The organism is Lysobacter sp. Root604, assembly GCF_001427505.1.
Lineage (GTDB): Bacteria > Pseudomonadota > Gammaproteobacteria > Xanthomonadales > Xanthomonadaceae > Lysobacter.
Window position 1 is genome coordinate 57944 of sequence record NZ_LMGS01000013.1, and the last position, 18695, is coordinate 76638.

General features: G+C 69.1%; 21 protein-coding genes and 1 pseudogene. 7 read left to right on the forward strand and 15 right to left on the reverse strand.

Going from position 1 to position 18695, the window contains the following annotated elements; translation table 11 throughout:
* Window positions 1-58 precede the first annotated feature (58 nt).
* Window positions 59-655, reverse strand: a complete 597-nt coding sequence (locus ASD69_RS19955) for a hypothetical protein (RefSeq protein ID WP_056182761.1) — start codon at window positions 653-655, stop codon at window positions 59-61.
* Window positions 652-1302 carry a YggS family pyridoxal phosphate-dependent enzyme gene (locus tag ASD69_RS19960; protein WP_056183199.1) on the reverse strand — a complete coding sequence of 217 codons (651 nt, stop codon included), beginning with the start codon at window positions 1300-1302 and terminating at the stop codon, window positions 652-654. Before ASD69_RS19960 ends, ASD69_RS19955 begins: the two co-directional genes overlap by 4 nt.
* Window positions 1303-1531: 229 nt before the next feature.
* Here ASD69_RS19960 and ASD69_RS19965 point away from each other — a divergent pair, with 229 nt between their 5' ends.
* Together ASD69_RS19965 and ASD69_RS19970 are read left to right on the forward strand one after the other, a co-directional pair.
* Window positions 1532-2569 carry a type IV pilus twitching motility protein PilT gene (locus tag ASD69_RS19965; protein ID WP_056182764.1) on the forward strand — a complete coding sequence of 346 codons (1038 nt, stop codon included), beginning with the start codon at window positions 1532-1534 and terminating at the stop codon, window positions 2567-2569.
* Between the two features lie 133 nt (window positions 2570-2702).
* A complete protein-coding gene (locus ASD69_RS19970; protein WP_056182768.1) occupies window positions 2703-3833 on the forward strand; it encodes a PilT/PilU family type 4a pilus ATPase in 1131 nt (376 codons plus the stop codon).
* A gap of 104 nt (window positions 3834-3937) precedes the next feature.
* Here the strand turns inward: ASD69_RS19970 and ASD69_RS19975 are convergent, their stop codons facing one another.
* Window positions 3938-4504, reverse strand: a complete 567-nt coding sequence (locus tag ASD69_RS19975; RefSeq protein ID WP_056182771.1) for a DNA-3-methyladenine glycosylase I — start codon at window positions 4502-4504, stop codon at window positions 3938-3940.
* Between the two features lie 161 nt (window positions 4505-4665).
* Here ASD69_RS19975 and ASD69_RS19980 point away from each other — a divergent pair, with 161 nt between their 5' ends.
* From ASD69_RS19980 to ASD69_RS19995, 4 genes and pseudogenes are all read left to right on the forward strand, one after another.
* Complete coding sequence (locus ASD69_RS19980; RefSeq protein ID WP_056182775.1) at window positions 4666-5232, forward strand: YqgE/AlgH family protein; 567 nt, start codon at window positions 4666-4668, stop codon at window positions 5230-5232.
* On the forward strand, window positions 5229-5723 hold the full coding sequence (gene ruvX, locus ASD69_RS19985; RefSeq protein ID WP_056182780.1) for a Holliday junction resolvase RuvX: 495 nt from the start codon (window positions 5229-5231) through the stop codon (window positions 5721-5723). The genes ASD69_RS19980 and ruvX overlap by 4 nt, the downstream gene beginning before the upstream one ends.
* Window positions 5720-6664 carry an aspartate carbamoyltransferase catalytic subunit gene (locus ASD69_RS19990; protein WP_056182783.1) on the forward strand — a complete coding sequence of 315 codons (945 nt, stop codon included), beginning with the start codon at window positions 5720-5722 and terminating at the stop codon, window positions 6662-6664. Before ruvX ends, ASD69_RS19990 begins: the two co-directional genes overlap by 4 nt.
* A 52-nt stretch (window positions 6665-6716) precedes the next feature.
* Window positions 6717-6926 (forward strand): annotated as a pseudogene (locus ASD69_RS19995) (alkylphosphonate utilization protein); the annotation flags it as partial.
* 227 nt (window positions 6927-7153) lie between these two features.
* On the opposite strand, the gene ASD69_RS20000 reads toward ASD69_RS19995, so the two are convergent.
* Together ASD69_RS20000 and mgtE are read right to left on the reverse strand one after the other, a co-directional pair.
* Entirely contained in the window at window positions 7154-7960 is an 807-nt protein-coding gene (locus ASD69_RS20000) for a prolyl oligopeptidase family serine peptidase (RefSeq protein WP_056183202.1), read from the reverse strand.
* Window positions 7961-8147: 187 nt separating this feature from the next.
* Window positions 8148-9509 carry a magnesium transporter gene (gene mgtE, locus ASD69_RS20005; RefSeq protein WP_056182786.1) on the reverse strand — a complete coding sequence of 454 codons (1362 nt, stop codon included), beginning with the start codon at window positions 9507-9509 and terminating at the stop codon, window positions 8148-8150.
* A gap of 315 nt (window positions 9510-9824) precedes the next feature.
* Between mgtE and ASD69_RS20010 the strand changes: the two genes are divergently transcribed.
* Window positions 9825-10382 (forward strand): DUF4189 domain-containing protein, encoded by a 558-nt coding sequence (locus ASD69_RS20010; protein WP_056182789.1) that lies wholly within the window; start codon window positions 9825-9827, stop codon window positions 10380-10382.
* Between the two features lie 21 nt (window positions 10383-10403).
* On the opposite strand, the gene ptsP is transcribed toward ASD69_RS20010, so the two are convergent.
* The 10 genes from ptsP to ASD69_RS20060 form a co-directional block, all read right to left on the reverse strand.
* Window positions 10404-12116, reverse strand: a complete 1713-nt coding sequence (gene ptsP / locus ASD69_RS20015) for a phosphoenolpyruvate--protein phosphotransferase (protein ID WP_056182793.1) — start codon at window positions 12114-12116, stop codon at window positions 10404-10406.
* A gap of 29 nt (window positions 12117-12145) precedes the next feature.
* The gene (locus tag ASD69_RS20020) at window positions 12146-12415 is read right to left on the reverse strand and encodes an HPr family phosphocarrier protein (protein ID WP_056182795.1); all 270 of its coding nucleotides are present in this window, start codon (window positions 12413-12415) and stop codon (window positions 12146-12148) included.
* A gap of 61 nt (window positions 12416-12476) precedes the next feature.
* A complete protein-coding gene (locus tag ASD69_RS20025; RefSeq protein ID WP_056182799.1) occupies window positions 12477-12869 on the reverse strand; it encodes a PTS fructose IIA subunit family protein in 393 nt (130 codons plus the stop codon).
* A 136-nt stretch (window positions 12870-13005) separates the two neighbouring features.
* Window positions 13006-13278, reverse strand: coding sequence for a hypothetical protein (locus ASD69_RS20030; RefSeq protein WP_056182802.1), 273 nt, complete (start codon window positions 13276-13278; stop codon window positions 13006-13008).
* Between the two features lie 67 nt (window positions 13279-13345).
* On the reverse strand, window positions 13346-13684 hold the full coding sequence (locus tag ASD69_RS20035; RefSeq protein ID WP_056182806.1) for an EF-hand domain-containing protein: 339 nt from the start codon (window positions 13682-13684) through the stop codon (window positions 13346-13348).
* A 176-nt stretch (window positions 13685-13860) separates the two neighbouring features.
* A complete protein-coding gene (gene rapZ / locus ASD69_RS20040; protein WP_056182807.1) occupies window positions 13861-14742 on the reverse strand; it encodes an RNase adapter RapZ in 882 nt (293 codons plus the stop codon).
* Window positions 14739-15689 (reverse strand): HPr(Ser) kinase/phosphatase, encoded by a 951-nt coding sequence (hprK, locus tag ASD69_RS20045; RefSeq protein ID WP_056182810.1) that lies wholly within the window; start codon window positions 15687-15689, stop codon window positions 14739-14741. Before hprK ends, rapZ begins: the two co-directional genes overlap by 4 nt.
* Window positions 15686-16159: a PTS sugar transporter subunit IIA gene (locus ASD69_RS20050; RefSeq protein WP_056182813.1), complete on the reverse strand. Its 474-nt coding sequence runs from the start codon at window positions 16157-16159 to the stop codon at window positions 15686-15688. The genes hprK and ASD69_RS20050 overlap by 4 nt, the downstream gene beginning before the upstream one ends.
* A 43-nt stretch (window positions 16160-16202) precedes the next feature.
* Window positions 16203-16529: a ribosome-associated translation inhibitor RaiA gene (raiA, locus tag ASD69_RS20055; RefSeq protein WP_056182815.1), complete on the reverse strand. Its 327-nt coding sequence runs from the start codon at window positions 16527-16529 to the stop codon at window positions 16203-16205.
* 687 nt (window positions 16530-17216) lie between these two features.
* On the reverse strand, window positions 17217-18662 hold the full coding sequence (locus tag ASD69_RS20060) for an RNA polymerase factor sigma-54 (protein ID WP_056182818.1): 1446 nt from the start codon (window positions 18660-18662) through the stop codon (window positions 17217-17219).
* Window positions 18663-18695 lie beyond the last annotated feature (33 nt).

Consider the following 18695-nt stretch of genomic DNA (forward strand, 5'->3'; position numbering starts at 1 on the left):
GGCGTTCGCGGCGTGCGGGACTGGAGCGTCAGCATACCGAGGCGGCCGCGCTCCCGCGCTAGAACCTCGTGCGCGGGGATGCGCCGGGCAGCGGTGGACAGGGCCGATCGCGGATGCGCGCTTCGAAGCGGTAGCGCGGCACGTAGTCGCCGGCGTAGCTCAGGGCGATCCGGCCCGACCACAGCAGGTCGTAGCGGTCGCTGTCGCCGCGGCGCTGGAAGCGGATGCGGTGATCGACCGCGCTGTCGTGACCGAGCAGGTACAGCCCGAACGCCGGATCTTCGTCGGCGTCGGGCAGCTCCCCGTCGCCGTCGAACGGATCGGCCACGAATTCGGCACCGTCCAGCGCCGCCAGCGAGAACTGCGCCAGCGGCCCGATCCGGATGCCGCCGCTCTCGCCCCAATAGACCGAGGACAGGATGCAGTGGTGGTAGTTGCCCCACACGATCGGCGAGGCCCAGTCCGAAGCCGCGTCGTTCCCGTCGTCGGCGATCTCGCGTTCGGCGTAGTACTTGGCGCCGACCAGGTGCAGATCGAACCACACATCCTCGCCCTCGACCCGCGCGCTCCAGTCGAATTCGGCGATCGCGTGGCCTTCCGGCCAGGGATTGCCGGGGAACACGATGCGGTCCTGCCCGTCTGGCGCGGCGCTCATGCGGCGGCCTTGGGCGGGCGCGCACCGAACAGCGCGGTGCCGATGCGGACCATGGTCGCGCCTTCCTCGATCGCGATCGCGTAGTCGTCGCTCATGCCCATCGACAGGGTATCGAGGCCGGGGTGGTCGGCGCGCAGCGACTCGAACAAGGCGTGGGCGCGGCGGAACGCGGGACGGCGGCGCTCGGGATCCGCGTGCGGGGTCGGGATCACCATCAGGCCGCGCAGCCGCAGGCGCGGTTCGGCCGCGATCGCGGCCGCCAGCGCCGGCGCATCCTCGGGCCGGCAGCCGTGCTTGCTGGCCTCGTCGTCGATGTTGACCTGGATCAGCGCCTGCAGCGGCGCCCGCGCCGGATCGCGGTGGCGGGCCAGGGCCGCGACCAGCTTGGGCCGGTCCACGGTCTGCACCCAGTCGAACAGCCGCGCGGCCTGCTCGGCCTTGTTCGACTGCAAGTGGCCGATCAAATGCCACTCCAGTCTCAGTTCGGCCAGGGCCGCGGTTTTGGTCGCGGCTTCCTGAACATAGTTCTCGCCGAACGCGCGTTGCCCGGCCGCCGCCAGTTCCGCGACGGCGGTCGCATCCTGGGTCTTGCTGACCGCGAGCAACTGCGGTACTGGCCGTTGCGCAAGGCGCGCGGCGTTATCCAACTGGTGCAAGATGCCGAGCAGGGCGTGCGCGCGCACGTGAGGAATCCTGTGAAAGAGGGCTGGTTCGGCAATGCGGGTACGGGGCTATACTGCCTCGCAGGGGATGCTTCCCGCCACTTGCGGCTGGCCGTTATTGTCGCTCGTTTGCGTTTAGGCGTTTCGCTGTGGCGTCGCTACGTGTGGTCTGAAGTTTCCATCTGAAGTTCTGTTGCAGTGCGGGGGAGCACGCATGGATATCGCCGAACTGTTGGCGTTTTCGGTCAAGAACAAGGCATCCGACTTGCATCTGTCGGCCGGCCTGCCGCCGATGATTCGCGTCGATGGCGACGTGCGGCGCATCAATATCCCGGCCTTGGACCATAAGCAGGTCCACTCGCTGGTGTACGACATCATGTCGGACAAGCAGCGCCGCGATTACGAAGAATTCCTCGAGGTCGACTTCTCGTTCGAGATTCCCGGCCTGGCCCGCTTCCGCGTCAACGCGTTCAATCAGAACCGCGGCGCCGGCGCGGTGTTCCGTACCATTCCCTCGGAAGTGCTGTCGCTCGAAGACCTGGGCTGCCCGCGCATCTTCAAGGAACTGATCGAGCAGCCGCAGGGCCTGATCCTGGTCACCGGACCGACCGGTTCGGGCAAGTCGACCACGCTGGCGGCGATGATCGACCACATCAACAAGAACGAGTACGCGCACATCTTGTCGGTCGAAGACCCGATCGAGTTCGTGCACACCTCGCAGAAGTGCCTGATCAACCAGCGCGAAGTCCACCGCGACACCCACGGCTTCAACGAGGCCCTGCGTTCGGCGCTGCGCGAAGACCCGGACTACATCCTGGTCGGCGAGTTGCGAGATCTGGAAACCATCCGCCTGGCGCTGACCGCGGCCGAAACCGGCCACTTGGTGTTCGGCCCCCTGCACACCTCGTCCGCGGCCAAGACCGTCGACCGCATCATCGACGTGTTCCCGGCCGGCGAAAAGCCGATGGTGCGCTCGATGCTGTCCGAATCGCTGCGCGCGGTGATCTCGCAGGCGCTGCTGAAGAAGGTCGGCGGCGGTCGTACCGCGGCCTGGGAAATCATGGTCGGCATCCCGGCGGTGCGTAACCTGATCCGCGAGGACAAGGTCGCGCAGATGTACTCGGCGATCCAGACCGGCCAGAACCACGGCATGATGACCCTCGACCAGCACCTGCAGGACCTGGTGAAGCGCGGCATGATCCTGCGCCCGCAGGCCCGCGAGTACGCCAAGGACAAGCGCCTGTTCGATTGAGACCGGGGTTCGAGATTCGGGATTCGAGATTGGTTAAAAGCAGTATTCAGTTCAGGCCGGAGTTGCGGTGCAGGGTCGGGGTTTGCAAATCCCGAATCCCGAATCCCCCATCCCGGCTCAGTAGGAGCATCCCATGAGCACCATCGACTTCACCTCGTTCCTCAAGCTGATGGCGCATCAGAAGGCGTCGGACCTGTTCATCACCGCCGGCATGCCGCCGTCGATGAAGGTCCACGGCAAGATCTCGCCGATCACCCAGAACCCGCTGACCCCGCAGCAAAGCCGCGATCTCGTGCTCAACGTCATGAACCCTCAGCAGCGCGAGGAGTTCGAAAAGACCCACGAGTGCAACTTCGCCATCGGCGTGACCGGCGTCGGCCGCTTCCGCGTGAGCTGCTTCTACCAGCGCAATCAGGTCGGCATGGTCCTGCGACGCATCGAGACCAAGATCCCGACCGTCGAAGAGCTCAACCTGCCGCCGATCATCAAGACGCTGGCGATGACCAAGCGCGGCATCATCATCTTCGTCGGCGCGACCGGTACCGGTAAGTCGACCTCGCTGGCGGCGATGATCGGCTACCGCAACATGAACTCCAGCGGCCACATCATCACGATCGAGGACCCGATCGAGTTCGTGCACAAGCACGAGGGCTGCATCATCACCCAGCGCGAGGTCGGTATCGACACCGACAGCTGGGACGCCGCGCTCAAGAACACCCTGCGCCAGGCGCCGGACGTGATCATGATCGGCGAGGTGCGCACCCGCGAGGGCATGGACCACGCCATCGCCTTCGCCGAAACCGGTCACCTGGTGCTGTGCACCCTGCACGCCAACAACGCCAACCAGGCGATGGACCGCATCATCAACTTCTTCCCCGAGGATCGCCGCGGCCAGTTGCTCATGGACTTGTCGCTGAACCTCAAGGGCGTGGTCGCGCAGCAGCTGATCCCGACCCCGGACGGCAAGGCGCGCCGGGTCGCGATGGAAATCCTGCTGGGCACGCCGCTGGTCCAGGACTACATCCGCGACGGCGAGATCCACAAGCTCAAGGAAGTGATGAAGGAGTCCGTGCAGCTGGGCATGAAGACCTTCGACCAGGCCCTGTTCGAGCTCTACCAGGCCGGCGAGATCAGCTACGAGGACGCGCTGCGTTACGCCGACTCGCAGAACGAAGTGCGCCTGCGCATCAAGCTCGCCCAGGGCGGCGACGCGCGCACCCTGGCCCAGGGCATGGATGGCGTCGAGGTCGCGGAAGTGCGCTGACGCGCGCGACGCGCACCGCCACACGAAGAAGCCCGGCTGGTCCGGGCTTCTTCTTTTTTTGGCGCGCACGCCTGCCGTTTCGCGTTGCCGCGCGCGGCGCTCGCTCAGCCCTTCGCCGCCCGCATCCACGGCGGCGGCGGGCGCAGCTTGGCCAGCTTGGCGTACACCGGGCAGCTCTCGCGATGGCCGCCGGGCAGGTAGCCCAGGCTCATCAGGAATTCGTTGGTGATTTCGCCGCCGGTGAAGCGGAAGGTTTTCTTGAACAGCTTGACCCAGGCCGTCTTGTCGCGCGCGCGGCCGTCCAGCAGCAGGTTCGCGTCCAGCCATTGCGCGAATCCGCCGTGGCTGTCGCGCAGGCTTTGCACGATCCGGGCGTTGTGGATGGCGGCGTCGACCTTGAGGCGGTTGCGGATGATGCCGGCGTCGGCGAGCAGGCGCGCGCGTTCGGCATCGCCGTAGGCGGCCACGGTGTCGACGTCGAAACCGTCGTAGGCCAGGCGGAAGCCCTCGCGCTTGCGCAGGATGGTTTCCCAGCTCAGGCCGGCCTGGTTGATCTCCAGGATCAGGCGCTCGAACAGCTCGGCCTCGGCGCGTTGCGGGAACCCGTACTCGCGGTCGTGATAGGGGCCGTGCAGGGGATGGCCGGGGGCGTAGTCGCAGTAGCCGGACACGGTCAGGCGCGTCCGTGGCGCAGGCCGACGGCGGCCGTGGCGGGCGCCGGAAAACGGAGGATCGGCCGGGGCATGGCTCGGGTCCGGGGTAGGGGGCAAACCCCATGCTACGACGGATCGGTCACGACCCGCGAACGCGGCACGCACGTTAGAATGGCGCCATGTCCGTGATGCCCACACCCCTGGCCAGCCAGCTCCTGATCGCGCTGCCCGCGCTGTCGGATACCAACTTTTCGCGCAGCGTCGCCCTGATCTGCCAGCACGACGACGACGGTGCCATGGGCATCGTGGTCAACCGACCGTCCGAGTACACCCTGGGCGAGGTGTTCGGCCAGATGGGCGTGGACGGCGGCGACGACCGCCTGCGTTCGCAGATCGTGCTGGCCGGCGGCCCGGTCCATCCGGAGCGCGGCTTCGTGCTGCACGACGGCGGCATGCACTGGGACTCGACCCTGGCGATCGCCGATGCGCTGTTCCTGACCACCTCGCGCGACATCCTGGAAGCGATGGCGCGCGGCGAAGGTCCGGAGAACGCCATCGTCGCCCTGGGCTGCGCCGGTTGGGGTTCGGGCCAGCTCGAACACGAACTGACCGAGAACGACTGGCTGACCGCGCCGGCCGACGCCGAGCTGCTGTTCGACCTGCCGCTGGACGCGCGCTGGCACGCCGCGGCGGGCCGTATCGGCGTGGATTTCGCGCACTTGGCCGATTACGCCGGGCACGCATGAACGCCGACGCCGATCAGCGTACGGTCATCCGCCGCGACGGCACGGTACTGGGCTTCGATGTCGGTGCGCGCCGGATCGGCGTGGCGGTGGGCAGCGCCTTCGGCCACGGCGCGCGCGCGCTGGCGGTGGTGGACGTGCACGGCCACGGCCCCGACTGGAACGCGATCGACCGCCTGCGCAACGAATGGCGCCCCGACGGCCTGATCGTCGGCGATCCGATGACCCTGGAGGGCGGCGATCAGCCGGCCCGCCTGCGCGCGCATGCGTTCGCGCGCGAGCTGCACGCACGCTACAACCTGCCGGTGGTGCTGGTGGACGAGCGCTTGAGTTCGATCGAGGCCGCGCAGCGTTTCGCCGCCGACCGCGCCGAGGGCCGCAAGCGCCGGCGCGACGCCGAGGCGCTGGACGCGGTCGCCGCGGCGGTGATCGTCGAGCGCTACCTGGCCGCCCCCGACGACGCTCTCGACCTGAACCAACTGCCCGCCGCATGAACTCGACGTTTTCGCATACGCCGCCGGCCGCCGCGCCGCGCCATCTGTTGACCCTGGACGGAATCTCGCACGAGGCTCTGACCGCGCTGCTGATCCGCGCCCAGGCCTTCGCCGAAGGCCACTACGACCGCCGCGCGCTGGACGGGCTGGCGGTGTGCACGCTGTTCTTCGAGCCGTCCACGCGCACCCGCATGAGCTTCCAGCTCGCGGCCCAGCGCCTGGGCGCGCACACGATCAACTTCGACGCCTCGACCTCGTCCACGCGCAAGGGCGAGACCGCGCTGGACACGCTCAAGAATCTGGAAGCCATGGGCGTGCGCGGCTTCGTGATCCGCCATCACGAGGACGGCGCGGTCGCGGCGTTGGCCGAGCACGCCAACCCCGGCACCAGCCTGATCAACGCCGGCGACGGCCGCAGCGCGCACCCGACCCAGGGCCTGCTCGACATGCTGACCCTGCGCCAGGCCAAGGGCACCGATTTCTCCGGCCTGCGCGTGCTGATCGTCGGCGACCTGCGCCATTCGCGGGTCGCGCGCTCGGACCTGCACGCGCTGCGCGCGCTGGGCACCGGCGAAATCCGCGTCTGCGGCCCGGCCGCGCTGCTGCCCGACGCGGCGACCCTGCAGGGCTGCACGGTGTCGCACGATCTGGACGCCGCGCTGGAAGGCGTGGACGCGGTGATGATGCTGCGCCTGCAGCGCGAGCGCATGGAGGAGGGCCTGGTGGCGTCGCTGGAGGACTACCACCGCGATTACGGCCTCACCGCCGCGCGCCTCCAGCGCGCCGCCGCGGACGCGATCGTGATGCACCCCGGCCCGATCAATCGCGGCGTCGAAATCACCGACGAGGTCGCCGACGGCCCGCAGTCGCTGATCCTGACCCAGGTCGCCAACGGCGTCGCCGCGCGCATGGCCGTACTCGAAGCCCTGCTCAAGGGTTGAACCCATCACCAGCCGCGACGCCCTCGGCGCCGGCTAAGGACACCGACGCATGATCGTGAAAGACAGCAATGGCACCGCGCTCGCCGACGGCGACTCGGTGTTGGTGATCAAGGACCTGAAGGTCAAGGGCACCTCGGTGACGCTCAAGCGCGGCACCCTGTGCAAGAACATCCGCCTCACCGACGACGAAGAGTTGATCGAGTGCAACGTCGAGAAGGTCAAGGGACTGGTGCTGCGCACCGAGTTTCTGAAGAAGGCTTGAGCGGGTAGAGGCGAATCCCGCTTTATAGCGGGTAGAGCAAATCCCCCTCGATCCCCCTTTTTCAAAGGGGGAGGAAGCGTATGGCTGACCGGTCCCAGCGTACGCTTGTCTTCTTTTTGAATAAGGAAGCAAGCTCAACAAGGCGCATCGCGCCCCGCTTGTCTTCCCCCTTTGAAAAAGGGGGATTGAGGGGGATTTGCTGTTGCTGTTGCTCCGAGCCTTCCGCCTCAGTGCCGCCGCTGCTGCCACAGCCAAGACCACAGCGCGTCGCTCGCATACGCCGGATCCCAGGCGTTGTGCGCGACGCCGGCGAACTCGGTGTAGCGCACGTCGCCGCCGGCCTGCTTGAGCGCCTCGGCCATGCGCCGCGACTGCTGCACCGGTACCGACTCGTCGCGGTCGCCGTGGAAGATCCAGGTCGGCAGGCGGTGCAGGCGCTGGGCCGCGATCGCGAACGGGTCGTCGTCGGTGGCCACGCCGCGCACGTACAGATCGCCCAGTGCGCCGGGTGCGGTCACGCCGCCGCAGATCGGCACCAGCGCGGCGAAGCGGTCGGGCTGCAGCAGCGCCAGTTCGTAGACGCCGTAGCCGCCGCGCGACAGCCCGGTCAGCGCGACCCGGTCCGGGTCGCCGTCGAATTCGCGCATCGCCGCATCCAGCGCCGCCAGCGCCATGCGCGCGGTGCCGTCGGTCCAGGATTCGTCGGCGGGCGACTGCGGGAACACCGCGATCGCGGGGAACTCGTCCTGGACGCGGCGGATGTGCGGCGCCAGGCCCACCGCGAGCTGGCGCTGATTGTCGTCGCCGCGCTCGCCCGAGCCGTGCAGGAACAGCAGCACCGGCGGATGCCGGCCGCCGGCCGCGCGCGCGGGCACGAACACTTGATAGCGATAGGTCTTGCCGTCCAGGTCCAGGCTGCGTTCGACGAAAGCCCCGTGTTCGCGGGCCGCGGGCGTGTGCGTGCAGGAGGCCGCGATCATCACGGCCAACGGCAGCAGGATCGCCCACAGGCGAACGGTAACGGGTCGCAGCATCGTGCTGTCCACGGCATCCTTGTTGATCGCATCATTCCGTGCGATTTCCGCGCTGTCCATGCGCGATCCTGCGATTTGCCGCGACCGCCACATTGGGAAAAGTCGTCGTTCACGTTCGTGGATCCCGTTCAGCGAGCGCGGTGATGCGCAGCACGATCCACGTGTGCGCCGCTGCGTCCGAGCGCGTTCAGCGCAGCAGGATCAGCGTCGCCAGGCCGAGGAAGCTCAGGAAGCCCATCACGTCGGTCAGCGTGGTCAGCACCACGCCGCCGGCCAGGGCCGGGTCGAAGCCCAGGCGCTTGAGCGTGACCGGCACCAGCACGCCGCCGGCCGCGGCGGTGAGCAGGTTGATCGTGAGCGCGGCGCCGATCACCAGCGACAGACCGGGCTGACGGAACCACAGCAGCACGATCAGGCCCAGGCCGATGCCCAGCACCACGCCGTTGATCAGCGCGACCGACAGCTCCTTGCGCAGCAGCACGCCGACGTTGGACGCGCCGATCTGGCCCAGGGCCAGGCCGCGGATCATCAGCGCCAGTACCTGGGTACCGGCGTTGCCGCCCATGCCGGCGACGATCGGCATCAGCGCCGCCAACGCGACCAGCTTGGCGATGGAATCCTCGAACTGGCCGACCACGCTGGCGGCCAGGAAGGCGGTGCACAGGTTCACGCTGAGCCAGATCAGGCGGCGCCGGAACGCGCGCCGGACCGGGCTGAACAAGTCCTCGTCCTCGTCCAGGCCGGCCGCGCTCAAGGCCTGGTGCTCGGCCTGGTCGCGGATGATGTCGACCACGTCGTCGATGGTGATGCGGCCGAGCAGGATGTTGTTGTCGTCGACGACCGGGGCGCTGATCCAGTCGTGGTCGGAGAACTGGCGCGCGACTTCGCTGTCGGTCTCGGTCACGTCGATCGCCGGCTGCTCGTCGTCGATCAGCTCGTTGATCGGCGTGCCGGGCTCGTGGGTGAGCAGGGCGGCCAGGGCGATCCGGCCCAGATACTGGTGGCGGCGGCTGACCACGTACAGGTGGTCGGTGTGTTCGGGCAGCTCGCCGCGCAGGCGCAGGTAGCGCAGCACCACGTCGATGGTGGTGTCGGCGCGCACCGTCACCACGTCCGGATTCATCAGGCGGCCGGCGGTGTCCTCCGCGTACGACAGCACCTGCTCCAGGCGCTCGCGGTTCTCGCGATCCATCGACTTGAGGACTTCGTCGATGACCGTGTCGGGCAGATCCTCGACCAGATCGGCGAGGTCGTCGATGTCGAGGTCCTCGACCGCGGCCACGATCTCGTCGGTGTCCATGTCCGCCAGCAGGCTTTCGCGCACTTCGTCGCCGACGTGGACCAGCACCTCGCCGTCGTCCTCGGGATCGACCAGGCCCCAGACCACGACGCGCTTGCCGGGCGGCAGCGATTCGAGCAGGTTGCCGATCTCGGCGGGCGAAAGGGTGTTGACCAGGCGCCGGACCGGCCCCAGACGACCGCTGTCGAGCGCGTCGGAAAGCAGTCGCAGCTGACGTGCGGTCTTGTCGTGGCGGACGGCTTCGGCCATGCGGTACTTCCGTTGGCGCGTCGCGGCCACGAGGGCGGCGACTGGGTTAAGCGTTCATGCGGTCATTATCGCCCGCGGCGGCGGCAAAGCCCAGAGAAATCGGCTTGCCGACGCGACAGCGTGGCCTACGCCGTATCGCCGGACGCATCCAGGCACGCGCATGCCTGCGCGTGCGCGACCGGCCCGCCGCAAATTCGGCGGACAGTCCGGTGGCGCATTCGAACGGCGCGCGCGTGCCGGCGACAATGGCGGGGCGCGCACTCGCGTATTCGACGCGAGTGCGGACCGCTGCGGGCCAGCCCGGGGGAAACGAAGATGAACATCAGAACGTGGGCCCTGATCGGCCTGCTGCTGGCCGCCGGCGGCGCGCGCGCCGAGCAGGGCTGCCCGGACGGACTCTATCCCGGCGGCAGTTCGGCCGGACAGTTGTGCATCCCGCTGCCGGGCTACGGCATCAACGGCGGCAACAAACCCGCGCAGTCGGCCCCCGACGGCGATCCGCAGGCGATCAAACACGAGTACAAGGCCTGGGCCGCGATCGCCCACGATCCGGTCAAGCGCAGCCTGGGCATGGCCGGACAGGACAACGGCATCAGCGAACGCAAGGAAGCCGAGCGGGGCGCGATCGAAGCTTGCCGCGCCAACGGCGGCGGCGCCGACTGCAAGGTCCTGCTCGCCTATCGCGCCGAGTGCGCGGCGATCGCGGTGGGCATGGGGCCGGACGGCAACGCCAGCCTGTTCGCCGACAAGGGCCGCAGCGAGGAGCAGGCGCTGGCGACGGCGCTGGCGCGCTGCGGCAAGGGCGCGCAGATGTGCCAGAAGATCAGCAGCAACTGCGTGACCGGCAGCTTCTACTTCGACGGCTGGAAGTAGACCGGCCGTCGCCGCCGCGCTTCAGTTCGCGCGCAGCCAGGCCTCGATCGCCTTGCGGTCGCGCGCGCGCAGCAACGCCGGCGCACGCGCGCGCAGCGCGCCCAGGTCCATGCCGCGGATCGCGCGCCGCAGCTCCAGCAGGGTCGCCGGATGCAGGCTGAATTCCTCCAGCCCCAGGGCCAGCAGCAGCGGCGCGAAGGCCGGGTCGCCGGCCATCTCGCCGCACACCGCCACCGATTTTCCGCGCGCGCGCGCCAGCCGGATCACGTCGCGGATCAGGCGTAGCACGGCCGGGTGCAGCGGCGTATAGAGCTCGCCCAGGGCCTCGTTGTTGCGATCGGCGGCGAGCAGGTACTGGATCAGGTCGTTGGTGCCGATCGACAGGAAGTCGATCGCGCCGATGAAGCTGGGCAGGGCGATCGCGGCCGCGGGCACTTCGATCATCGCGCCCAGGGGCACGTGTTCGGCGATCTCATGGCCCTCGTGGCGCAGATCGGCGGCGACCTGGTCGAGCATGCGCTTGACCCGCCGGATCTCCTCGCGCGAGCTCACCATCGGCACCAGCACGCGCAGCGGACCGTAGCCGGAGGCGCGCAGCAGCGCGCGCAACTGGGTTTCGAGCAGGCCGTCGCGCGCCAGCGACAGGCGCACGCCGCGCAGGCCCAGGGCCGGATTGGGTTCGTCGCGCAAGGCCAGGCCGGTGCGATCGGCCTTGTCCGCGCCCAGGTCCAGGGTGCGGATGGTGACCGAACGGCCGGTCATGCCCAGCACCACGTCGCGGTAAGCGCGGAATTGTTCTTCCTCGGTCGGCAGTTCGTTGCGCTGCAGGAACAGGAATTCGGTGCGGTACAGGCCGACGCCGGCCGCGCCCAGGGCATGCGCCTCGGCCACGTCCTCGCGCGATTCGGCGTTGGCGTAGAGCTTGATGTCGACGCCGTCGGTGGTGCGTGTGGGCTCGCGGCGCAGGCGGTGCAGTTGCTTGCGCTCGCGCGCGTGCTCGCGCACCCGGCTGCGGTGCGCGCGCAGGTCGTCGGCGTTGGGTTCCAGGATCACCGTGCCGCTGCTGCCGTCCACGGTCAGCGCGTCGCCGTCGTTGATCTTGAGCAGGGCCTGCGCGGCGCCGACCACCAGCGGCAGGTGCAGACTGCGCGCCAGGATGGCGCTGTGCGAGAGCGCGCTGCCGGCGGAGGTCACGATCGCCAGCACGCCCTGGGTCTGCAGCTGCGCCAGTTCGGCCGGGGCGACGTTGTCGGTGATCAGGATCTCGCCGGCCACGCCCTGCATCTCGCCGGCGCGGCGATGCAGGGCGGCGTGGATGCGGCCGATGACCTGGTCGATGTCGTCGACGCGGCTGCGGAAGTAGGCGTCGTCCATGGCCTCGAACACCGAGGCGATGCGGTCGCGCTGCAGGCGCAGGGCGTAGTCGGCGGCGTAGCGGCCGGTGCGGATCAGCTCGTCCAGGCCGTGCAGCAGTTCGGGGTCGTCCAGCAGCAGGGTGTGCAGGTCGAGGAACTCGCCGACCTCGTGCGCGAGCGCGCCGTGCAGGCGTTCGCGCAGGGCATGCATTTCCCCACGCACGGTCTCGATGGCGGCGTGCAGGCGCGCCAGTTCGGCCTCGACCTGTGCCGGCGAGATCCGTTCCTCGGCGACTTCCAGCGCGTGCGGCAGGCGGACCCGGGCACGGCCCAGCGCGCTGCCCCGCGATGCGCCATGTCCGAAGAACGCTTGCCTCATCGAGTCTCTCTCATGGACGCGCCCTCAACTCAGCTGTCTTCGTCGAAGCGGCGATCGAACAAGGCGATCACGGCATCGACCGCGGAGGTTTCGTCCTCGCCGTCCACGCGCAGCTTGACCGATGTGCCTTGGCCGGCGGCGAGCAGCATCACGCCCATGATGCTCTTGGCGTTGACCTCGCGGCCCTTGGCGGTGAGGGTGGCGCTGCTGCGGAAGCCGGACAGCACCTGCACCAGCTTGGCGGTGGCGCGGGCGTGCAGGCCCAGTCGGTTGGAGACGGTCAGTTCGCGTTCGATCATTGCGGGTTCCTCAAAATCCGTCTCGGTGTTGCGGTGTCGCGTTGCGGTCTGGGGTCGGACATCAGGCCTCGTCGATGATCACGCCGTTGCGCGCTCCGGCCGCGGCGACCGCGGGGAGTTCGTCCAGGTCGAGGTCGGAATAGTTCAACACCCGCAGCAGCATCGGCAGGCTCAGCGCCGACACGCGGCGCACCGGCGTGCCCAGACGGGCGACGCGGGCGGCGAGGTTGCTGGGCGAGGCGCCGTACAGATCGGTCAGCACCAGCACGCCCTGGCCGCCGTCAACGCGGCGCAGCGCGGCGCTGGCCATCGGCAGCAGCAGCTCGTGGTCGGCGTCGAACGGCACTTCCAGCGCTTCCAGTTTCAGCGGCAACGGCCGCATCAACCGGCTCGCGACCGCGACCAGCGCGTTGCCGATGCCTTCGTGGGTGATGAGGAGGATGCCGACGCTCATGCGGCAAACTTAACAGACCGCGGTGACAGCCCGGAAGCGCCGGAAGCGCCGCGTTTGCGATTTTGCGAGGGCGGTCGGCGACGCTCGCGGCAAGGGCGACCCGGAGGCCGCCCTTGCGGGATCTAGGGGCGGGCCCTCAGTGCGCCGGTGGCTGCTTGGCGTCGGTCTTGCCCTGGTCCGGCGGGGTCTGGTTGGAGCTGCCTTCGACCGGCGGCGGCACGCCGGTGTCGGTCGCCGGCGGCGCGGTATCGGCCGGCGGCGGTGCCATGTCCGCGGGCGCTGCCGGCTCGGTGGTCGGCGGCGGCATTTCCCCGGCCGGCGGCTCGGGTTTGCTGCAGGCGGTCAACGCGGCGCCGGCCAGCAGGGCGCTCAAGGCCAGGGTCAGCGGGCGGTGGGCATGGGTGTTCATGACGGTCTCCTAATGTCTGGGCCGGTTCGCGATCGCGCCGCGCGGCGCCGCGGTCGCGGCGTCCGGCTTACTTGCGCTTGTCGGTCTCGCGCTCGGCGGCGCCGGCTTGGTATTCGACCTCGCTCAGCGCGCCGTCGCGGTTTTCATCGCGCGTGGCGAAGTGGCGGCTGAGTGGGCTGTCGATCGCGGCTTCGGCCTGGCGGATCTGGCCGTCGCCGTCGACATCGAATTCGGCGAAGGCGGGCGTCGCGCGGGTGGCGGCCGGGCTCGTCGGCTCAGCATCGCCGCCGGTCGTCGGCGACGGATCCTGCGGCATGGACGGGGATTGCGCGAACGCCAGCGGTACCGCCAGCGCGGCGGTCAGTGCGAGCAGGACGGGCAGCGGATTGCGTATGCGATGGGTCATCGTCGGTGCTCCGGAGGGTGCGGAGTGCGCCGGAGAGCGCGTATCCACCGTAGCGGCGCCGACGTAGAGCAGCGGTACGAATGCGCAAAAGTTTCGTAAGACGCGCGCGAAGTCGGCGGCGATTCGCCGCCACGACGCGGCGATGGATGCGACAGGCGGAAGTCGCGACCGCGCGCTCAGTCCAGCTCGCGATGGTGCACGGCGACTTCGTTCCAGCCGCGTTCGCGCGCGTGCTCGGCCAGACGCTCGGCCAGATAGACCGAGCGATGGCGGCCGCCGGTGCAGCCGAAGGCGATGGTCGCGTAACTGCGCGTGCTGTCGGCCTGCAGGCGCGGCAGCCAGGTGTCCAGGAATTCGCCGACCTGGCCTACGAACTGCTGCACATAGGGCTGCGCCTGCAGGTAGTCGCGCACGCCCGCGTCGCGGCCCGACAGCGGGCGCAGCGAGGGGTCCCAATGCGGGTTGGGCAGCGCGCGCGCATCGAACACGAAGTCGGCGTCGGCGGGCACGCCGCGGCGGTAGGCGAAGGACTCGAACAGCAACGACATCCCGGTCTCGCCGCCCATGCCGAACTCGGTGATCACGTAGCGGCGCAGCTGATGCACGTTGAGGTCGCTGGTGTCGACCACTGCGTCGGCGATCTGACGCAGCGGGCGCAGCACCTGGTGTTCCAGCGCGATCGCGTCGGCCAGGGCCAGGCCGAGCTGGCTGAGCGGATGGCGGCGGCGGGTGTCGGCGTAGCGCTTGAGCAGGACCTCGTCGCGCGCGTCGAAGAACACCAGCTTGGGGTCCACGCCCAGTGCGCCCACGGTCGATAGCCAACCCGGGATATTGGCCAGGTCGCTATGGCGGTTGCGCACGTCGATGCTGACCGCGAGCTTGGCCGGCGCGCCGTCGTCGGCCTGGACCACGCTGCGCACGAACTCGGGCAGCAGCTCGGCCGGCAGGTTGTCGACGCAGTAGTAGCCCAGGTCCTCGAAGGTGTGCAGGGCCACCGACTTGCCCGATCCGGACAGGCCGCTGACGATGATCAGGACCGGTTCCACGCTCTGATTCATGATTCGCCGCGCTCGAGGAAATTGCTGTGGCGCGCGATGAAGGCCGCGGCCGGATCCAGCCCCTTCATGCGCAGGCTGTGCAGACGCGTCGCGGCCTCGGTGAGCACCGCCAGGTTGCGGCCGGGCATCACCGGCAGGGTGATCATGGGCACGTCCAGATCCAGCACCCGGCGCAGGCCGGTGTCGCCGGTGAGGCGCTCGATGCCCGAAGGCAGCGGCTCGGTCATGGGCTTGGTCAGGTGCACGATCAGGCGCAGGTACTTGTTGTTCTTGACCGCGGTGTCGCCGAACATCTGACGGATGTTGAGCACGCCCAGGCCGCGCACTTCCAGCAGGTCCTGCAGCATCTCCGGGCAGGTGCCGTCGAGCACGTCGGGCGCGATCTGGGTGAACTCGGGCGCGTCGTCGGCGACCAAGCGGTGGCCGCGGGTGACCAGCTCCAGCGCTAGCTCGCTCTTGCCCGAGCCGGATTCGCCGGTGATCAGCACGCCGATCGAATAGATCTCCATGAACACGCCGTGCATGGTGATGCGCGGCGCGAGCGTGCGCGCGAGGTGGTACTGCAGGTGGTTGAGCAGTTCGTGGCCGCGACGCGGCGAGACCCACAGCGCGGTGCCGCTTTCCTCGGCGGCCTGGCGCAGGTCCTCGGGGCAGGCCTGGTTCTTGCTGATCACCAGCGCCAACGGGCGGAACTGGATGATCTTCTCGATGGTTTCCCAACGCAGGCGCGAGTCCAGCCCGTCCAGCCAGGACAGTTCCTCGCTGCCCAGGATCTGCACCTTGTTGGGATAGATCGCGTTGAGGTAGCCGGCCAGGGACGGGCGCCGGGCGACCGTTTCCACCGCCGCGACCACGCGGTCGTCGCCGCGCTGGCCGGCCAGCCAGCGCAGGTCCAGGCGTTCGCGCTGCTGCTCGAACAGCTCGCCGGCGCTGATGCTGGTGGTCATGCGCGCGCTCCGCTGCGCAGGGCGGTGCCGCCGAGCAGGCGCCAGCCGAGTTCGTCGACGTCGGCCGCGCCGCGCAGGGCGGCGCGGAAATCGGCGTCGCCGAAGCGTTCGGCCAGTTCGGCCAGCAGCTGCAGATGCTGTTGCACGTAATGTTCGGGCACGGTCATGGCGAGCACCAGATCGACTTTTTCACCGTCGGCGGCGCCGAAGTCTACTGGTTGTTCGAGGCGCAGGAAGGCGCCGCGGCTGTCGTCGAACAGGGCGCTGCGCCCGTGCGGAATGGCCACGCCGTGGCCGATGGCGGTGCTGGCCAGGCGTTCGCGTTCGCGCAGGCTGTCGCCGATGGCGCGGATCGCCGTCGGCGTGCCGTCGCCCAGCAGGCGCGCGGCGGCGTCCAAAACGGCGTCGCGATCGCCGGATTCCTCCAGGATCGCGACCCGTTGCGCGCTCAGCAGTTCATGAAGCGGCATCGTTCAACACAGCGTCGGGAGGCGCCGCATTATCCCCGAACGATCAGCCGAATTCGCCGTTCCGGGCGAGACTTTCTCCGCGGTGATGGTCGACGAGCTTGCTCTTGTGCTTCATCAGCAGGCGGTCCAGCTTGTCGGCCAGCAGGTCGATGGCTGCGTACATGTCGACGGCGGCGGCGTCGCAGTGGAGGGTGCGGCCGGCGAGGTTCACGGTCGCTTCGGCGCGATGGTCGGGCTTGTCGAGGCTGAGTTGGGTGCGGATGTCGAAAGGCTGTTCGTAATGACGTTGCAGCCGCGCCAGCTTGGTTTCGACGTAGTCACGCAGGGCGGTGGTGACTTCGATCTGCTGGCTGTGGGTTTCGATACGCATCGGAGGCCTCCTTACACGTTGCAGGGAATGCGGCTCCGTAGCCGGAGCCACGAACCCAGCATCGCACGCTGAGGCGTGGGCGCAAGGGGTGGACGACACTAAATCTGGCGGCTGGGGTGAAAAGCGTTGATCCGATGGGGGTTTCGCGTGGACTGCGACCAAAGTCGGGTGGGCGGGTGAAAACGAAGTTAATAAATCGCTGCGAAAATGTTCCACGCGCGGCGGCGATGCTCCACGCGCGAGGATCCGTCTTGGGGCTGAGCCCTTCTCCCGCCTGCGAGAGAGGAGGTGAGGTGAGGCGCACTTGATCTTCCTTSTCCCGCCTGCGGGAGAAGGTGCCCGAAGGGCGGATGAGGGCGACGAGTGAGGTGGGAGCTTGCGGCCTGCGGCGCGCCCTCACCCCAACCCCTCTCCCGCGAGCGGGAGAGGGGCTAAAGCGAGGTGCACTTGATCTTCCTTCTCCCGCCTGCGGGAGAAGGTGCCCGAAGGGCGGATGAGGGCGWCGRGTGAGGTGGGAGCTTGCGGCCTGCGGCGCGCCCTCACCCCAACCCCTCTCCCGCGAGCGGGAGAGGGGTTGGGGTGAGGCGCACTTGATCTCCCTTCTCCCGCCTACGGGAGAAGGTACCCGAAGGGCGGATGAGGGCGGCCTGAGGGGCTTCGGGCTAGGCCCAAGCCACAACCTGGCCCTCAGGCCATCCGCACCCGATCCTGCGACGACGGAATGCTCATCGCCTCGCGGTACTTGGCTACCGTACGGCGCGCCACCGGCACGCCAGTGGCCTTGAGGGTTTCGGCCAGGCGCGCGTCGGACAGCGGCTTGCGCGGGTTCTCGGCCTCGATCAGGCGCCGGATCATGGCCTGGATCGCGGTGCTGGAGGCCTCGCCGCCGGAACCGGTGTCGATGCCGGAGGCGAAGAAGGCGCGCAGCGGCACGGTGCCGCGCGGGGTGCGCGCGTACTTGCGCGAGATCGCGCGCGAGACCGTGGATTCGTGCAGGCCGATCTCGTTGGCGACCTCGCGCAGGGTCAGCGGGCGCAGGGCGCTGTCGCCGAATTCCAGGAACGCGGCCTGCTGCTTGAGCAGGCAGCGGGTGACCTTGAGCAGGGTGTCGCCGCGCGCTTCCAGGCTCTTGAGCAGCCAGCGCGCCTCCTGCAGGTGGCCGCGCAGATAACTGGCGTCGGCCGCGCTGGCGTGGCGGATCATGCCCTCGTAGCCGCGGTGGATCGAAACCCGCGGGCGCATGCCGTCGGCCAGGGCGACCCGCCACAGCCCGTGCTGGCGCCAGATCACCACGTCGGGAGCGACATAGGTGTCGGCTGCGATCGCGCCGATCTGGGCGCCCGGGCGCGGGTCCAGCGAGCGCAGCAGTTGCACTGCGGTCTCGACCTCGGCGACCTCGAGCTTGAGCTCGGCCGCCAGCCCGGCCACGCCGACCTTGGGCAGGCGCTCCAGCGGCCCGTTGGCCAGGCTGTTGGCGAGTTCGCGTCCGGGCGTCTCGGCGGGCAACTGGCTCAGCTGCAGGCGCAGGCACTCGCCCAGCGAGCGCGCGCCGACCCCGACCGGGTCGTAGCGCTGGATCTGGTGCAGCACCGTGGTCAGCTCGTCCACGCCGGCGTCGATCGCCGGGCCCAGCGAGGCGGCGATCGCGTCCAGCGGCTCGCGCAGGTAGCCGTCGTCGTCGATGGCCTCGATCAGGGACACCCCGATCAGGCGGTCGCGCGCGGTCAGCGGGCTCAGGTGCAGCTGCCACAGCAGGTGGTCGTGCAGGGTGTCGGCGTCGGCGACCTGTTCGGCGACCGGGCCGTCGTCGTCCTGATCGGAGGGGCCGATGCGCTGGTACCAGGGCTCGCCGTCGCTGGTGCCCCAATCGGCCTCCGGCGGCAGGGCGTCGCGGTGGTCCTCGCCGGAGGACTCCGGCGCGCTCTCGCGCTCGTCGCCGACGCTGCCGCCGTCGGCGCCGTTGCTGACGCTGATCGCAGTCTCGGTCCAGTCCAGCAGCGGATTGCTCTCCACCGCGGTGACCAGTTCGGCTTCCAGTTCCACCGCCGATAGCTGCAACAGACGGATGGCCTGACGCAATTGCGGCGTCATCACCAGCTGTTGACCTAGCGAGGCTTGGAGGCGGGGCTTCATGCTCGGTGTCTAACGCGACCTGATAGGGCGGAC

Bases quoted from the DNA above. Each gene is read 5' to 3' on its own strand.
- ASD69_RS19955 (WP_056182761.1), bottom strand. From the start codon at position 655: ATGAGCGCCGCGCCAGACGGGCAGGACCGCATCGTGTTCCCCGGCAAT.
- ASD69_RS19965 (WP_056182764.1), top strand. From the start codon at position 1,532: ATGGATATCGCCGAACTGTTGGCGTTTTCGGTCAAGAACAAGGCATCC.
- ASD69_RS19970 (WP_056182768.1), top strand. From the start codon at position 2,703: ATGAGCACCATCGACTTCACCTCGTTCCTCAAGCTGATGGCGCATCAG.
- ASD69_RS19980 (WP_056182775.1), top strand. From the start codon at position 4,666: ATGTCCGTGATGCCCACACCCCTGGCCAGCCAGCTCCTGATCGCGCTG.
- ruvX (WP_056182780.1), top strand. From the start codon at position 5,229: ATGAACGCCGACGCCGATCAGCGTACGGTCATCCGCCGCGACGGCACG.
- ASD69_RS19990 (WP_056182783.1), top strand. From the start codon at position 5,720: ATGAACTCGACGTTTTCGCATACGCCGCCGGCCGCCGCGCCGCGCCAT.
- ASD69_RS20000 (WP_056183202.1), bottom strand. From the start codon at position 7,960: ATGCTGCGACCCGTTACCGTTCGCCTGTGGGCGATCCTGCTGCCGTTG.
- mgtE (WP_056182786.1), bottom strand. From the start codon at position 9,509: ATGGCCGAAGCCGTCCGCCACGACAAGACCGCACGTCAGCTGCGACTG.
- ASD69_RS20010 (WP_056182789.1), top strand. From the start codon at position 9,825: ATGAACATCAGAACGTGGGCCCTGATCGGCCTGCTGCTGGCCGCCGGC.
- ptsP (WP_056182793.1), bottom strand. From the start codon at position 12,116: ATGAGGCAAGCGTTCTTCGGACATGGCGCATCGCGGGGCAGCGCGCTG.
- ASD69_RS20020 (WP_056182795.1), bottom strand. From the start codon at position 12,415: ATGATCGAACGCGAACTGACCGTCTCCAACCGACTGGGCCTGCACGCC.
- ASD69_RS20025 (WP_056182799.1), bottom strand. From the start codon at position 12,869: ATGAGCGTCGGCATCCTCCTCATCACCCACGAAGGCATCGGCAACGCG.
- ASD69_RS20030 (WP_056182802.1), bottom strand. From the start codon at position 13,278: ATGAACACCCATGCCCACCGCCCGCTGACCCTGGCCTTGAGCGCCCTG.
- ASD69_RS20035 (WP_056182806.1), bottom strand. From the start codon at position 13,684: ATGACCCATCGCATACGCAATCCGCTGCCCGTCCTGCTCGCACTGACC.
- rapZ (WP_056182807.1), bottom strand. From the start codon at position 14,742: ATGAATCAGAGCGTGGAACCGGTCCTGATCATCGTCAGCGGCCTGTCC.
- hprK (WP_056182810.1), bottom strand. From the start codon at position 15,689: ATGACCACCAGCATCAGCGCCGGCGAGCTGTTCGAGCAGCAGCGCGAA.
- ASD69_RS20050 (WP_056182813.1), bottom strand. From the start codon at position 16,159: ATGCCGCTTCATGAACTGCTGAGCGCGCAACGGGTCGCGATCCTGGAG.
- raiA (WP_056182815.1), bottom strand. From the start codon at position 16,529: ATGCGTATCGAAACCCACAGCCAGCAGATCGAAGTCACCACCGCCCTG.
- ASD69_RS20060 (WP_056182818.1), bottom strand. From the start codon at position 18,662: ATGAAGCCCCGCCTCCAAGCCTCGCTAGGTCAACAGCTGGTGATGACG.